Raw genomic sequence first — 14,980 nt, 5'->3', positions numbered from 1 at the left:
GATATTCTGTTTTTTGAGAGTAATCTTAAGTCAAATTAACTGGATAATAATTATTCACTTGCGGCGTAAATATGTACGAAAACCTGATTGCTGTATAACTTCAACGAATAAATAATTGCATTTGAATTTTATTTTTACATTCGGTTTACATAAATGGAAATAACAGAGACTTTGTGCATTAAGCGAAGCGGTAAAAAAGTCGTCGGGCTTTCCTCATTACACTTTTATTTTTGTACAGGCGCGCGCCTGACTTTCACCGATACCATTGTCATTCAACAGCCTGAACACGCCACGCCACGCCACGCCACGCCACGCCACACCGCTTTACGGGAAAGCAGCTATTATCAATCAGGCTAAGGACGCAGATTAAGGAACCCCATGGCATTCAGACGACAGGACTACTTCTCCCGAATTGGCTACAGCGGCGAGCCACGCCCGACGCTTGAGACGCTGACCGCGCTGCATAAGTGCCACACCGCCGCCATCCCTTTTGAAAATCTCGATGTCCTGTTAGGGCGCGAGATCCTGCTTGATGACGACGCGATTTTCATCAAACTGGTAGAGGCGGGCCGCGGTGGTTACTGTTTTGAGCAAAACGCGCTGTTCTCACGGGCGCTGGCGGAGTGCGGCTTCGCCGTGGAAGCGCTGGCCGCGCGGGTATTAATTGCTGACCCTGACGATATGCCGCCGCGCACGCACCGGCTGGTGCAGGTGATGATTGATGATGCGCCGTGGATAGCCGATGTCGGTTTTGGCGGCGCGACGCTGTGCGCGCCAATCCCCCTTGCGCATGGCGCAGAGATAACCGGCCCCGAAGGGCGCTTTCGTATCGAGAGCCGGCAGAGCGAGTTTTTGCTTTTAAAAGAAGAGGGCGACGACTGGCATGCGCTCTACCGCTTTGACCAGGCGCGCCAGTATCCGGCGGATTACCTGATGGCCAACCACTTTATTGCCCACTGGCCTGATTCGCATTTCCGCCATCACCTGCTGGCGGCGCTGCACCCTCCCGGGCAAACGCCTTTGAAACTGCTGAACCGGCATCTGACCATCAATGGCGAGCGCCGGACGCTTGCCGATGACGGCGCGGTCTATGACTGCCTGCAAAAGGATTTCGGGATGCGCTTTGATCATCCGATACACGGCGTCACCCGCGAGGTGTTTTGCGCGATGATGGCGCAGCTTCGCCGCGATAACCCTTAAATGCGGGAATGACGCTGGCGAAACTGGCCCGGCGTGACGCCCCAGGCGCTTTTAAACGCTTTGCTGAATGCCGCCTGGGTCAGATAGCCGCACGCCTCGGCGACACGGCCGATAGCGTCCTGCTCTCGCTCAAGGAGCCTTGCGGCGCGCGCCATCCGCACCTGATTCAGCCAGGCCTGTGGGGTGAGCGGGTAACGGCTGGCAAAGTGTCTTGCAAAGGTAGCGCGGGAGAGAAAACAGCGCGCCGCCATACTTTCCAGCGTCCACGGCTGTTCCGGGTTCGCCAGCACCGCGTTGACGGCGGGTGCCAGCCGTTTATCCGCCAGCAATGGCAACATGCCTGGCGCGTCGTTCTCATCGGCGAGCAGGGCGCGCAAGACCAGCGTGAGGAGTGTAGAAGAAAGCTCGCGCACAATCGCCGCGGCCCCCGGGCGACCACTCAGGCTCTCATCCGACAGCATCGTCAGAAGCGCCGCCAGCGAGCGGCAGTCATCACGCATGCCAGTCGCGATACGCTGCAACGCAGGCTGACCGCTAAAAAGCAGTGCGCCGCTGACGCCGGTGCGAAACTCACCGCACAGCATCACCAGTGGCGTATCGTCGCCTTCCGTCACCACTTCCGTGACCACCGCATTGTCGTGCCGCTGCACGCGGGCGGCGGTGCCGTCCTGCCGATGGCTTTCCAGACGGTGCGGCGCGCCGTGGGGCAGCAGAAAAATATCCCCCGCCTGCGCCTGTATAACTTCACCATTGAGCACCAGCCTGGCGCTGCCGGAGAGAATGGCGTGCCAGGGAATATGCCCGACCGGGCTTTGCGCATGCTCCGACTGCCAGCGTCCGGCGAAACGGCAATGTAAATCGACAGAACTTTCCGGCGCGAGGAGGGCGATGAGCTGGCTGAGGCTGTCCATAAAGCTCCTGAGACGATAAGACAAAAATCCGCGACGCCCGGCGGCAGATGGCATAAAGCGTCACGCGTAGTATGCACACAACGCCCGCAGACGGGCATTCATTCACGAAGGAGTGCATCATGAGCCGTTTACAGACTATCGCGACAGAAACCGCCACCGGTAAAACCGCCCAGCTGTTTGATACGCTGAAAAGCGCGATGGGTAAAGTCCCTAATGCGTATGTCACGATCGGCAGCAACGCGCCGGATATTCTCTCCCAGGCGTTGCAACATAATATGGCGCTGAAAAAGGGCGCGCTGAGCGCCCGCGAGCTGGAAGCCATTAACCTGGTCGTGAGCGAGACGACCGGCTGTGATTACTGCCTTGCCGCGCATACCCTGATGGCAAAAAAGGCGGGTTACAGCGCCGACGATACCCGTGCGCTGCGTGCCGGGCAGTTTCCACAGGATGCTCATATTGACGCGCTGCTGCGCTTTGTGAAAACCGTGATAACGACGCGCGGCACGCTGCCGGAAAGCGACGTGACCGCGCTGCGCGCCGCCGGTTTCGACGACCGTCAGGTCATTGAGATTTTAAGCGCCACCAGCGCCATTCTGTTTACCAATATGGTGAACCGGGTGAACGACACCGTGGTGGATTTTCCTAAAGCAGAATAATCCGCAGGCGGCGGGGGAGGGGAGCGGCAATAACGATTTCAGCATGTTAGCGCTCCGCTCCTTCAAAACGATCGTCACCAGCACCGTCCGGCGCCTGGCAAAAGTCACCGATGCGCAGTATAAGAAGTAAACACCGCTGATACGCGTAACCGGAGATGATAATGACTATGAAAGTGCTGGGCTATGCCGCGCAAAGCCCCGAAGCGCCGCTGGCTCCCTTTGAGTTTACCCGCCGTACCCCGCGCCCCGACGATGTCGTACTCGAAATTCTCTACTGTGGCGTCTGCCATTCCGATCTTCATCAGGCGCGTGACGACTGGGGCTTTAGCCAGTATCCGATTGTGCCGGGCCATGAAATCATTGGCCGCGTCACGGCGGTGGGTAGCGACGTAAAAAAATTCAAACCCGGCGATCTCGCGGGCATCGGCTGTATGGTCGATTCGTGTCGCAGTTGTCCTCCGTGCCGCGAGGGGCTTGAACAATACTGTCTTGAAGGCTGTATCCAGACCTACAACGGTATTGACCGTCACGACGGCGAACTGACGTTCGGCGGCTATTCGCAGATCATTCTCGCCTCGCAGGACTTCGTGCTGCGCATCCCTGAAGGGTTAGATCTCAAAGGTGCCGCGCCGCTGCTCTGCGCCGGGATCACCACCTGGTCGCCGCTGCGCCACTGGAATGTCGGCAAAGGCAGCCGTGTCGCGGTCGTCGGCCTCGGAGGGCTTGGGCATATGGCGCTGAAACTGGCCCATGCGCTGGTTGCCGAGGTCACGCTGTTTACCCGCTCGCCCGGCAAAGAAGAAGACGCCCGCCGCCTTGGCGCGCATCACGTGGTCATTTCCGAGGATGCCAGCCAGATGCAGCAGGTCGCCGGACATTTCGATTTGATTATTGACACCGTGCCTTACGCGCATGACATCAATCCGTATCTCTCAACGCTCAAAATCGACGGCACGCTGGTATTTGTCGGCCTGCTCGGAGAGGTACAGCCTGCCGTCAATACGGTACCGATGATTATGGGGCGGCGTAGTGTGGCAGGCTCCTGCATTGGCGGGATCGCCGAGACGCAAGAGATGCTCGACTTCTGTGCGAAGCACAATATCGCTGCCGATGTGGAGGTGATCAACATTCAGGAAATCAATGAAGCGTGGGAGAGGATGCTGAAAAGCGACGTGAAATATCGCTTTGTGATAGATATGGCATCTTTGCAACAGGGCGCGCGTCTCGAACCCGTGACGGCCGCTTAACGCGACGTGCACAAACGCAGAAAGTGAAAGCGGGCCAACAGGCCCGCTTTTATTACGCCTGTTTCGGCTGGCCGTTGGAGGCTGTCAGGCCGCCATCCACTGGCAGATTCACGCCAGTGATATAACGGGCGTCGTCGCTTGCGAGAAACGCAATCGCATCAGCGATATCTTCCGGCTCGCCCGCACGTTGCAGCGGGATACGCTCATAGAATTTTTGCAGCAGCGCCTCATCCTGCTTCATATCTTCTGTGAGTTCGGTAAACGTAAAGCCCGGGCAGATAGCATTCACGCGCACGCCGTCGGCACCGTAATCCATTGCAAGCGATCGGGTAAAGTTCGTGACCGCGCCTTTCGCCGCGTTATAAACGCTCATGCCCCAGTCGCCGCCAAGCCCGGAAACCGATGAAATATTAATTACGTTGCCTTTGGTTTTCAGGAGGCCTGGCATGAACGCGTGCAGGCAATAGAAAACGCCGTTGAGATCGGTACCCATCAGCGTTTCCCAGTCCTCAAGCGTAATTTCATGGATCTTGCCCTGCACAATCACGCCGGCGTTATTCACTACTACGTCAACGCGTCCAAACTCATCGGCCACACGCTGCGCGAGCGACTGTACTTGTTGCGCGTCAGAAACGTCACAGGGCGCGACCAGATGTTTACCCTGCGCGAGCGTCGCGGCCACTTTATCCAGCTTCTCTTTGGTACGCCCGACCAGCACAACGCTTGCGCCTTCATGCGCAAAACGACGCGCCGCGGCGGCTCCAATGCCTGATCCTGCACCCGTCACGACCACGACTTTTTCTTGAAAACGGTTCATACATCCTCCTTTCCAGTGTCTGGCACAATGCTGTGCTTAATCATCAAGTCCTTGTTAACTCTGGCATTCATTGCGGGCTTCGCAAGTCGCAGGCGGTTGAATCCTGGTAACTGCCTGTTTTAACTCAAATAAAAAGTCATTAAAAAATGTGACGGAACCCAAATTTTCGCGCTGCAAATAAAGCAGAGCAGGGAGCAGGGAGTTTTAACTTTGCTTATCAAAGGCTTAGTCATTTATCATAAAGATATTGTTGTGCGGCTCCGCTTGCCTGTGGATAACATGTGCAAAGTGAACAAAAAATATCCTGATTGATGATCCCATGCGATCTCTGTCGATGCAGGGCTACCAACCCTGTCACTTTTGACGATCCTGTGAAAATGAAAAGATCCCTGTTCCGATCCTTTTTTAGGCTGCCGTTAATTCCTGTCTCGTAATCTCGTGTGGAGGAGAGCAATGAGCGTTTCCCGTGAATACATTACCTTTCTGTTAGATCAACTGGCCTCTCTCGGTGCGGTGGAAACCCGCCGTATGTTTGGCTGCGTGGCGCTGTTTCAGGCAGGGCGGATGTTTGCGCTGGTGGATGGCGACGCGCAGCTTTATATCAAAGCGGACGATAAGAACCGCGAACGGTTTATCGCTGAAGGCTTCCCGCCTTTTACCTATGTCACTACCCGACGCAGCGGCGGCCAGCAGGAAGTCGCGCTGGGTTATTACCGCATCGCGGAGGAGCTGGTGGAGGATAATCAGGAATTATTGCGCTGGGCGCGTGAGGGAGTGGCCGCTGCCATGCGCGCGCCGGAGCCAAAACCGCGTAAAACCTCCCGGAAAAAGGGCCGAATGGCTAAAGCGAACGACATTTAACTGTTTTAGTTACAACATACTTTATACGATCCAACGAATCTGCTGTCACGTCAGCGCTGGTTGTTTAGCTAGACAGGGAAGAAATGGCAGAGCGAACCGCGTGAAACGGCCCGGTACAGGTATAAAAAAAGCCAGACGCGCTGGCTTTGGAAGAAAATCAGAAGAGGGCGTTTAAATTTCGCTGTCCGTACGCGGGAACGCCTCACCGATGGCGTAGAAATGCCCGCCTGCGACGTGGTGCAGGCTGCGCAACTCCGGCGGCGCATCCTCAAAATGCCAGCGTCCGTCGTGAAACACGCGCGTGTCGGCCCAGGCGGCGGTCACCTGACCGATAAACAGATCGTATTGCTGCTGATTATGCGGCTCGGGAATCAGCTCGCAGGCAAGCCATGCCGAGCAGCCCGCAACCAGCGGCGCATCAACGCCGTCCATATGGAACAGCTCCACGCCGGCGAGCTTCAGTTTTTCAGGCTCGTTATGCAGGCTCAGCGTGCCCGCCTGATACGTCATTTCCCGCTGTGCGACGGTCGGCACCTGCAACACAAATGACCCACTGCGCTCCAGCAGTTCGCGGGTGCGGGCGATTTTATCAATCACCACCGTCACCTTCGGTGGCAAGAAATCCAGCCCGCAGGCCCACGCGGCGGCCATTACGTTTTCCACGCCGTCGTGACGGGCGGAAACCAGCACCGTTGGCCCGTGGTTAATTAACCGGTACGCTTTCTCCAGCGGTACCGGCGCCATAAAAGAGTGACTGTCGTTCATTCGCATAACCCTGTATTGACGTAAGCGGGCAGGGTAACACAAGCCGCCCGCGAACCATTTTGCGCTACGTGTCGCGCATGCCGAGCGCCAGCGACTGCGCCGGGTCGAACAGCGACAGACTTTCAATCTGATTGAGTAGAATGACCTTGCGATAGGCGAGCGCCGATTTCTCTCCGGCCTGCAGCGTGATGTCGTGACTGTCATACCAGGCGCTGTAGTTGTGCTCGACGCGCAAATCCAGCGTTTCGTGGTCGCGGTAGCCGCTCAGCATCGGAATGAGCACCAGGTTGCTGATATCGCTGCGGGTGCTGTCGAAGGTGGCGCTGTGGATCATCCCAATGTATACGCGCTGGGATTTCATGGTTATCCAGATAAGCTCGCCCTCTTCCATGCACTCATACAGCAGTCCTTCGATGCCGTTGGCGCGTGAGAGCGTGCGGTAGAGCGTGCGTCGGCCAGTGTTATCGAGCTTCGCCGTCGGCGACCAGTTCGCGCGGTAGAGACAAAACAGAATGGCAAAACCCAGCATCAGCACGACCGGCGCCTGGATGCCGAGAAAGCTCCAGTTCATAAACGCCATCTGGTAGTGATAGTCATCGCTGCCGGACCACGCGGGAAACGCGTTCAGCACGCTTGAGACGCAAAGCAGCGCCAGCCATAGCAGGCCGGTGGCGATAATGCCCTGCAACACGAAAATACAGCCGTAGAGCGCCACCAGGAAATAGACGTCCCACCCCGAGGTGCGCATAAACTTAAATCGGGTGGAGAGATCGCGGCTGGTATACCAGTAGCCGCAGACCATCAGCACCATAAATATCGCCGTTCCCATCTTAAGCCCTCTTCAGCATTTCAACGTGACGGGCGAAATCTTCCTGAACGGCAAGACACTCCACATTAACCGAAGCGTTGCCATCCTCATCGATGATAATGCGTTCTCCTTCGTCAATCGCATCCTGGATATGCGCCGGATGAACGGCATGAACCAGCTTTTCCGGGCTGGTAAAAAGCGAGCGAAATATTCTTAGCATGTAAAACCTCCCGGCCAACAGTATAGAAAGCCTGGTGAAGGCAGAGAGAAAGAAAGGGCTTTTACGGGTTTATCTGATGAATAAAGCCCGCCTGCGGGCGGGCTGTGTATTATTTCAGCGCGTTCAGGCCGTCCAGCAGCGCCTTATGGAGCCGCTCGGGCGCCTGGATTTGCGGCGCGTGGCCGAGATCTTCAAAGGTGACGAGCGTCGCGTGGGGAATGGCGCTCGCCGCCGCCTTGCCAAGCGCCGGGTAGTCGCCGAGCGTCTTTTGCACCTCTGGCGGCGCGGCGTCTTTGCCGGGCGCGGTTGTGTCTTTATTGCCAATCAGCAGCAGCGTCGGCATTTTCAGCTGGCCGAATTCATACACCACCGGCTGGGTGTAGATCATGTCGTAGAGCAGCGCGGAGTTCCACGCCACCTTCTCTTTGCCCGCGCCCTGATACATTCCGGCAAGCATCGTGACCCAGCGGTCATATTCCGGTTTCCACTGTCCGGCGTAATAGGTGTTCTGTTCATACTTGCGGATGCTCTGCGCGCTGGTTTTTAGCTCGCGCTGATACCACGCATCCACCGACTGCGCCGGTACGCCTTTCGCTTTCCAGTCTTCCAGGCCAATCGGGTTAATCATCACCAGTTGTTCTGTTTCATCCGGGTACATCAGCGCGTAACGCGTCGCCAGCATCCCGCCCGTGGAGTGGCCTATAACAGTCGCCTTTTTTACGCCGAGTTTTTCCAATAGCGCGTGGGTATTCTGCGCCAGCTGCTGAAAGCTGTACTGGTAGCGCTCGGGTTTGGTGGATTTGCAAAAGCCAATCTGATCCGGCGCGATGACGCGATATCCGGCGTCGCGCAGCGTACGAAGCGTCGTATCCCAGGTGCCGGCGCAGAAATTTTTGCCATGCAACAGCACCACGGTGCGGCCGTTGGGTTTATCGGGTTGCACATCGATATACGCCATTTGCATCCGCTGGCGCTGGGATTCAAAATTAAAGCGCGCCACCGGCCAGCCGTAATCGAAGCCTTCGAGTTCGGGGCCGTAAGCAGGCGTTTCGGCAAGCGCAGGTGCGGCCAGGGCGCAGAGCAGCGCCGCGCTGGATAAGCGTAATGACACAGGCGGTTCTCCTTACGGTTCAACAGCAAACGTGTTTGACTATAGCCAACGGGAGCGGCGCGCGTGTCGAGCGGAGTAAACGGCCTGTAAAAAAGCGCAAAGCCGGGGCGCGCCCCGGCAGGATAAAGCGTATTAATGCGGGCTTGCCGTCGGACGCACCACGATTTCGCTCACGTCCACGTTATCCGGCTGCTCGATGGCGTAGGCGATGGCGCGGGCAATAGCGTCGGCAGGCAGCGCGATACGGCGGAAATCGTCCATCGCCACGCGGGCGGTTTCATCCGTGATATGCGTCGCCAGTTCAGATTCCACCACGCCGGGGCTGATTAACGTCACGCGGATCGTTTCATTTTCCTGGCGCAGCCCGTCGGTTATCGCGCGTACCGCATATTTGGTGGCGCAGTAAACAGCGGCGGTTGGGGAAACTCGATACGCGCCAATGGACGCGATATTAATGATCTGCCCGCGATTGCGCGCCTGCATCACCGGCAACACGGCGGCGATGCCGTGCAGCACGCCGCGCACGTTCACATCGAGCATCTGGTTCCACTCGTCCACTTTCAGCGAGGCCAGCGGTGAGAGCGGCATCACGCCCGCGTTATTAATGAAGGCGTCAACCTGGCCATATTTATCCAGCGCCGTCTGCACAAAGGCTTCCATGCTGTCGAGTTTTGTTACGTCCAGCGCCGCGTAATCTATCTGCGCGCCGTTAAAGCGCAGTTCCTCGCACAGCGCCGCGAGACGGTCGGTGCGGCGCGCGCCAATCAGTAAACGGTAGCCCTGGGCGGCCAGCAGGCGCGCCGTCGCTTCGCCGATACCGCTGCTGGCGCCGGTGAGCAGGATAACTTTGCGTTCTTCGGTCATCGTCATGGTGCTTACTCCTTCACGAGAAGGCCCGGCGGGCTGCCGGTGCCGTATGCATGAAGCCTACGCCCGCAGCACTCGTCTCAATAGCGCCATTACTCTTGCTGTATTGCCTGATCCTATTAGCCCTGGTGAAGCTTTACGCGCAACGTGCCACAATCATTGCAGGAAAATATAACGGAGACGCCGCGATGACCATGCCGATGCCGCCAGTACAGCGTGAAACCATTCAACTGCTGGAGCAACTGGCCCCGCAGGAGGGTTACACCCGCTCACAGCTTGATGCGGTGCGCTTTATGCGCTCCAACCGCGCGCTGCCACGCACACCGGTGCTGTATGAGCCGTGTATCGTGATTGTCTGCCAGGGCTGCAAGCGCGGTTATCTTGCCGATAAGATCTACACCTATAACGCCAGTCATTATCTTGTGCTCTCGGTGCCGCTGCCGTTCTCAACGGAAACCGACGCCACGCCGCAGGAGCCGTTGCTTGCCGTGGCGGTGCGGCTGGAAATGACCGTGATTGCCGAACTGGTGCTGGCGCTCGACGGCGAGCGGGGCGCAGATGCCGCACCGCCGGAAGGCATTCTCTCGACGCCGCTCGACGCGCCGCTTGCCGATACCACGCTGCGGCTCCTGCGCGCCCTGAGCCACCCGCAGGAGGCGCATATTCTCGGTCCGGCGATTGTCAAAGAGCTGTATTACCGGGTATTGATCGGCGAGCAGGGCGGTGCCATCCGCGCGGCGCTGGCAAGCTTCGGCAAGTTCAGCCGCATCTCGCGCGTGCTGCAACGCATTCACGCCGACTACGCCGGGCGGCTCGATGTCGCGACGCTCGCCGCCGAAGCCGGCATGAGCGCGCCCGCCTTTCACGCGCACTTCAAAGCGGTGACCAGCAACTCGCCGGTGCAATACATCAAAGCGGTGCGTCTGCATCAGGCACGGTTATTGATGATCCGCGACAATCTCAGCGCTGCCACCGCCGCGCTGCGCGTCGGCTATGAAAGCCCGTCGCAGTTTAACCGGGAGTTTCGCCGTCTGTTTGGCCGCACGCCGGGGGCGGAAACCCGTGAAATGAAACAATCGTTCGCGCTGCTGCCGCCCACGCAGTTTGAGGCGATGACGGCGAATCATTAACGGCCCGCGGATTATTTTCGCGACTATTTTCCAGCTGTGGTTTTCAGACGCCGATATTTTATTTAAGGCCCATCGCAGGCAGAAAATATATTATTCGCGCCATTTTAAAAGGCGCGAAATGCATTAATTACCCGCGTTACTGGTTTCATTCTTTTTGCTTTCGTTTATTTCCCAACGCCCTGTGACGCGCCTCTCGCTTTGCGCGCAGGCCGCGCCGAATGGGAATATTCCCACTTGGCGTCCGCGCGCTTGCCGATAATATGATGATATCTTAACCACCCGATACCGAATATTTCTCGCGTGTACTTTCCGGTTTTTCTTTTGAAAAACCGGAGACGTGACGGCGCGCCATTACGGGAATATCACCATGCGATTAACCGGATTTTGTCATGCGGACATTCTGATGGATAACGTCAAGGGGCGTCGTCATGGTTAACCGTATTACCGCGACATCACCGGGCGCGCCCGGCTCGCTGTTATTCTGGGCGCTGAGGGGCGAGGAAAAACTGTCAGCGCCGTTTCGCTTTGAAGTCGATCTGCTGAGCGACGATTTCACGCTCAACCGCCAGCAATTGCTCGGTCAGCCGATGACCGTCACGATCCCGACCCAGACGCTGAACCCGCGCTACCTGACCGGCAACATCACCGCCGTCGCGGTACGCAGCGAGGAGATCGACAGCAAGCGTTACGCCGTTTACCAGCTGACCCTGGAGCCTGATTTCTGGGCGATGACGCGCGATCGCAATTTTCGTATTTTCCAGCAGCAGCGCGTGCCGGATATCGTCAAAACGCTCTTTTCGGAGCACAACGTTAAATTCGAAGACCAGCTTACCCGCAGCTACCGGCAGTGGGATTACTGCGTGCAGTACGCCGAAAGCAGCTTCGATTTCATCAGCCGCCTGCTGGAGCTTGAGGGCATCAGCTATCTGTTTCGCCATGATAAAGACGGCCACACACTGGTGCTGATGGACGACTACACCCGCGCTATACCGTTTCCCGGTTATGAGGTTATCGCCTGGCACGCCACCAGCGGCGGCGGCGTGGTGAAAGAAGAGGGCGTGAGCCAGCTCACCGCAAGCCATGTGGTGACGCCCGGCCTCTACAGCACCGACGACTACGATTTTCGCAAGCCGCATGCCTGGATGTTGCAGACGATGCAAAACCCGGTGTCGCCAAGCCCCGGCAAAATCGATGTGTACGACTGGCCGGGCCGCTTTGTGGAGCATGGCGACGGCGAAGCCTACGCCCGCATCCGCCAGCAGGCGTGGCAGGCGCAGCAGCAGCAAACGCGCGGCTCCGGCACCGCCAGCGGCATCGCGCCCGGGCACACCTTCCGGCTTATCAAAGCGCCGCACGTGGCAGATAACACTGACTGGCTGGTTGTCGGCGCAGAGTATGAATTTGAAGAAAACCCATATACCTCCGGCGGGCTGGGCGAAGGCCGCCAGCGGATCGATTTTACGGTGATCCCGGCGCAAACACCGTTTCGCCCGGCGCTCGTTACGCCGTGGCCGCGCACCTACGGGCCGCAAACCGCCCGTGTTGTGGGGCCGAAGGGCGAATCCATCTGGACCGATCGCTATGGCCGCGTAAAGGTGAAATTTCACTGGGATCGGTTCAGCCAGGGCGATGAAAACAGCTCCTGCTGGGTGCGCGTCTCCAGCGCCTGGGCGGGTCAGGGCTTTGGCGGCATCCAGATCCCGCGCGTGGGCGATGAAGTGGTGGTCGATTTCATCAACGGCGAACCGGATCGGCCGATTATTATCGGGCGCGTCTATAACGAGGCGCGAATGCCGCCGTGGGAGTTGCCCGCCGCCGCCACGCAGATGGGCTTTATGAGCCGCTCCAAAGACGGATCGCCCGATAACGCCAACGCCCTGCGCTTTGAGGATAAACCGGGCCAGGAGCAGTTCTGGCTGCATGCCGAGCGCAATATGGATACCGAAGTGGAGCAGGATGAAACGCACTCGGTCGGCAGCAACCGCACCAAAACGGTTGGTAAAGACGAAACCAGCCACATTAAGCAAAACCGCACCCGCACCGTGGACGGCAACGAAACGGTGACGGTAGGCCAGAACCGCACCAAAACCATTCAGGGCAGCGAAACCACCACGGTTAACCAGCACCGTACCGAAACCGTCAAAGGCAATGAAACCCTGAGCGTCGAACAGAACCGCGATGAAACCATCACCGGCAACCACACGGCGACGGTAAAAAGCAACCAGACCGGCATCGTCGACGGCAACCAGACGCTGACGGTGAATCAGGATCGCACGCGCACCGTCAACGGCAATGAAAAGGTGCAAGTGCAGCAGAACCGCACCGTCTCGGTCACGGGCAACCAGACGCTGAACGTCACCGGCAACCGCGATGTCACGGTGAGCGCTAATGAAAACCGCGTGGTAAGCCAGAAACAGGTGGTGTCGATCGGCGCCGGGCGCACACTGACCATCACCGGCGGTGATACGCGTTTTACCGAAGGCAGCGTCGCAGACAGCGCCACCACCACGTTCCAGATAAACGTCGGCGAGAGCGGCATTCTTATCAGCAACGGCAGCATAGAGATAACCGCAGGCGGCGCCAGCATCACCATTAATGCCGCAGGCGTCATGGTCAACGGCAAGAAAATCGAGCTTAACGCCTGACAGGTGCCACGATGAGCGCAAAAAACCCGACCGAACACGCCATCAGTAAACTGGAGCTTAGCTGGCTCGATCAAACGGACGATCCCGCGATTAAACTGATCGTCTGGCGAGTGCCGGCGAGCGGTGAAAGCCTGCTGAACGCGTTTTTCGCGCTGCAACAGCACCCGGAAGGGCGAAGCGTGCCGGATCTCTTTGTGACGCTCGACACCCCTTTTGATACTGGCTATGGCTACAGCCAGGCGCTGGCGCGCGATTTTCTCGAAAGCGTGGAAGCGACGCCCGACGCGCGTCCGTGGGAAGGCGAGCGCTTTCTGCCCTGTTATCACGCCGCGGCGCTCTGCGCGCTGCTGGAAGATTTCGCGCGCGTCCATCAGGACGATCTGCGCCACGCGATCGTGATCCTTAAACCCTCCGCAATGAGCGATATCGCCGCGTTCAACCGCTGGCTGACGCAGTGGCTTGCCGCGCCGGCGCAGCGCGTACGCCTGCTGCTTACCGACACCACTGAACAGCCGCTCTGGCAGACTCTCGTTAACGCGCACGCGCAGCAGGTGCGGCTACTGACCGATGAACCGGACGCCATGCAGGTGATGCAGCAGACTGCCCGCCAGCAGACCGATCCGGACAGCGATCGATTACTGTTCCGGCGCTACCTTGCCGACGCCATGCTGTTACTCGAAAGAAGCAGCGCCGCGCAGGTGGCGAGCCGGGCATCCCTTGCTATGCCCATCGCGCAGCGTCGCGGCTGGGCCGATCAGGAAGCCGTGCTACATCACCTGATGGCGGGTGCCTGGCTTAAAGAGAAAAACATCCCGCAGGCCGTTGCCCATTATCAGCAGGCGCAAAGCGCCGCAACCCGCGTTACCGATAGCCCGGTGCGCGGCCAGCTTGTTGTACAAAGCGCGTTTGGCGAGGCGGGCGCGTGGTTTGCCGGTAAACACTATACCGAGGCGGCGAAGCACTATCGCCGCGCCGCCACGCTGGCGCGCGAGATCCCGCACCCGCTCTTTGAGCTGGAAGGCTGCCGGATGGCCGGGTTTGCGCTCTGGCAGGCGGGGCACAGGACCGTCGCGATGGACGATTACGCCGCGGCTCTGCGCGCCGCAAAAAACATCGCGCAAGAAGAGCGCGCACAGACCACGCTGCCGCTGGTTTTCGGCGATCTGCTGCGTATGCACGATAAACGTCGCAGCGAGGCGCTGGAAACCGCCGCGACGCGCTACCATGAGGCGTGTCAGCGGCTGATTCTTGAGGCGGAAGCGGCCGTAGCGCTTCACGCAGCACCTGGCGCGGAGGTGGTAAAAGCGGCGGACCGCCGCCTGCAATTGCGCCTCGAAGCCGCGTTTCTGACACTGCGCCAGCAGCGCGAAGCGCTGATAGAACAGGGCGACGACAGCGTGCGCCAGACGGTTCGCCTCGCCCGCGACATGCTTCACCCTCACTGGAACGGCCTTCCGGATGTCGCGCACCCGTTCGACGCCCCGCCGGGCGAATGGCAATCCCTTCCCGCCTGGAGCGCCAGCGCGCCCGCGGCCCCGTTATCTGAACCTGCAGGAAGCGCCAACGCATGAGACAACGCCACGATCGTTCAAAAAACAACAGCCATTTCGCCACTAAAGCGGGCATCATCGTCGTCGTGACGCTGCTCGCGATACTGTTTATAAGCCTCTCTGACAGCGAACTTGCGACAGAGATCCGCACTTTCCTGCGCGCGCTGCTTCGCGCCCTGTTCTGACGAGCAT

General features: G+C 58.6%; 15 protein-coding genes. 8 read left to right on the top strand and 7 right to left on the bottom strand.

What is annotated here, in order from left to right:
- Positions 1-378 precede the first annotated feature (378 nt).
- Complete coding sequence (locus AFK66_RS09855; protein WP_007774947.1) at positions 379-1,200, top strand: arylamine N-acetyltransferase family protein; 822 nt, start codon at positions 379-381, stop codon at positions 1,198-1,200.
- On the opposite strand, the gene AFK66_RS09850 is transcribed toward AFK66_RS09855, so the two are convergent.
- Positions 1,197-2,111 (bottom strand): AraC family transcriptional regulator, encoded by a 915-nt coding sequence (locus AFK66_RS09850; RefSeq protein ID WP_007774949.1) that lies wholly within the window; start codon positions 2,109-2,111, stop codon positions 1,197-1,199. The two genes, AFK66_RS09855 and AFK66_RS09850, sit on opposite strands and share 4 nt — an antisense overlap.
- Before the next feature lie 119 nt (positions 2,112-2,230).
- On the opposite strand from AFK66_RS09850, the gene AFK66_RS09845 reads away from it, so the two are divergent.
- Complete coding sequence (locus AFK66_RS09845; protein ID WP_007774950.1) at positions 2,231-2,767, top strand: carboxymuconolactone decarboxylase family protein; 537 nt, start codon at positions 2,231-2,233, stop codon at positions 2,765-2,767.
- A 161-nt stretch (positions 2,768-2,928) separates the two neighbouring features.
- Positions 2,929-4,014 carry an NAD(P)-dependent alcohol dehydrogenase gene (locus AFK66_RS09840; RefSeq protein ID WP_007774953.1) on the top strand — a complete coding sequence of 362 codons (1,086 nt, stop codon included), beginning with the start codon at positions 2,929-2,931 and terminating at the stop codon, positions 4,012-4,014.
- A gap of 52 nt (positions 4,015-4,066) precedes the next feature.
- Here AFK66_RS09840 and budC read toward each other — a convergent pair whose 3' ends face one another.
- The gene (budC, locus tag AFK66_RS09835) at positions 4,067-4,831 is read right to left on the bottom strand and encodes a meso-2,3-butanediol dehydrogenase (protein WP_007774955.1); all 765 of its coding nucleotides are present in this window, start codon (positions 4,829-4,831) and stop codon (positions 4,067-4,069) included.
- Between the two features lie 453 nt (positions 4,832-5,284).
- On the opposite strand from budC, the gene AFK66_RS09830 reads away from it, so the two are divergent.
- Positions 5,285-5,692, top strand: coding sequence for a TfoX/Sxy family protein (locus AFK66_RS09830; RefSeq protein WP_007774957.1), 408 nt, complete (start codon positions 5,285-5,287; stop codon positions 5,690-5,692).
- A gap of 171 nt (positions 5,693-5,863) precedes the next feature.
- Here AFK66_RS09830 and AFK66_RS09825 read toward each other — a convergent pair whose 3' ends face one another.
- The 5 genes from AFK66_RS09825 to AFK66_RS09805 all read right to left on the bottom strand — a co-directional run bounded on the left by AFK66_RS09825 (position 5,864) and on the right by AFK66_RS09805 (position 9,466).
- Positions 5,864-6,457 (bottom strand): flavin reductase family protein, encoded by a 594-nt coding sequence (locus tag AFK66_RS09825; protein WP_032983568.1) that lies wholly within the window; start codon positions 6,455-6,457, stop codon positions 5,864-5,866.
- 64 nt (positions 6,458-6,521) lie between these two features.
- Positions 6,522-7,286, bottom strand: coding sequence for a hypothetical protein (locus tag AFK66_RS09820; protein ID WP_007774960.1), 765 nt, complete (start codon positions 7,284-7,286; stop codon positions 6,522-6,524).
- 1 nt (position 7,287) lies between these two features.
- Positions 7,288-7,485: a hypothetical protein gene (locus AFK66_RS09815; RefSeq protein ID WP_004384946.1), complete on the bottom strand. Its 198-nt coding sequence runs from the start codon at positions 7,483-7,485 to the stop codon at positions 7,288-7,290.
- A 109-nt stretch (positions 7,486-7,594) separates the two neighbouring features.
- Positions 7,595-8,596 carry an alpha/beta fold hydrolase gene (locus AFK66_RS09810; RefSeq protein WP_007774962.1) on the bottom strand — a complete coding sequence of 334 codons (1,002 nt, stop codon included), beginning with the start codon at positions 8,594-8,596 and terminating at the stop codon, positions 7,595-7,597.
- 132 nt (positions 8,597-8,728) lie between these two features.
- A complete protein-coding gene (locus AFK66_RS09805) occupies positions 8,729-9,466 on the bottom strand; it encodes an SDR family oxidoreductase (protein WP_007697843.1) in 738 nt (245 codons plus the stop codon).
- Between the two features lie 191 nt (positions 9,467-9,657).
- Between AFK66_RS09805 and AFK66_RS09800 the strand changes: the two genes are divergently transcribed.
- The 4 genes from AFK66_RS09800 (at position 9,658) to AFK66_RS22740 (ending at position 14,973) form a co-directional block, all read left to right on the top strand.
- Entirely contained in the window at positions 9,658-10,593 is a 936-nt protein-coding gene (locus AFK66_RS09800; protein WP_032970314.1) for an AraC family transcriptional regulator, read from the top strand.
- 428 nt (positions 10,594-11,021) lie between these two features.
- Positions 11,022-13,238, top strand: coding sequence for a type VI secretion system Vgr family protein (locus AFK66_RS09795; RefSeq protein ID WP_023898778.1), 2,217 nt, complete (start codon positions 11,022-11,024; stop codon positions 13,236-13,238).
- 11 nt (positions 13,239-13,249) lie between these two features.
- Complete coding sequence (locus AFK66_RS09790) at positions 13,250-14,809, top strand: hypothetical protein (protein ID WP_023898777.1); 1,560 nt, start codon at positions 13,250-13,252, stop codon at positions 14,807-14,809.
- Complete coding sequence (locus tag AFK66_RS22740; RefSeq protein ID WP_007775069.1) at positions 14,806-14,973, top strand: hypothetical protein; 168 nt, start codon at positions 14,806-14,808, stop codon at positions 14,971-14,973. Before AFK66_RS09790 ends, AFK66_RS22740 begins: the two co-directional genes overlap by 4 nt.
- The last annotated feature ends 7 nt before the right edge of the window (positions 14,974-14,980 follow it).

The sequence above is a fragment of the Cronobacter malonaticus LMG 23826 genome, from assembly GCF_001277215.2.
Classification (GTDB): domain Bacteria; phylum Pseudomonadota; class Gammaproteobacteria; order Enterobacterales; family Enterobacteriaceae; genus Cronobacter; species Cronobacter malonaticus.
Note: the sequence above shows the minus strand (reverse complement) of the source record. Positions and strands in the feature narration are given on the sequence as shown.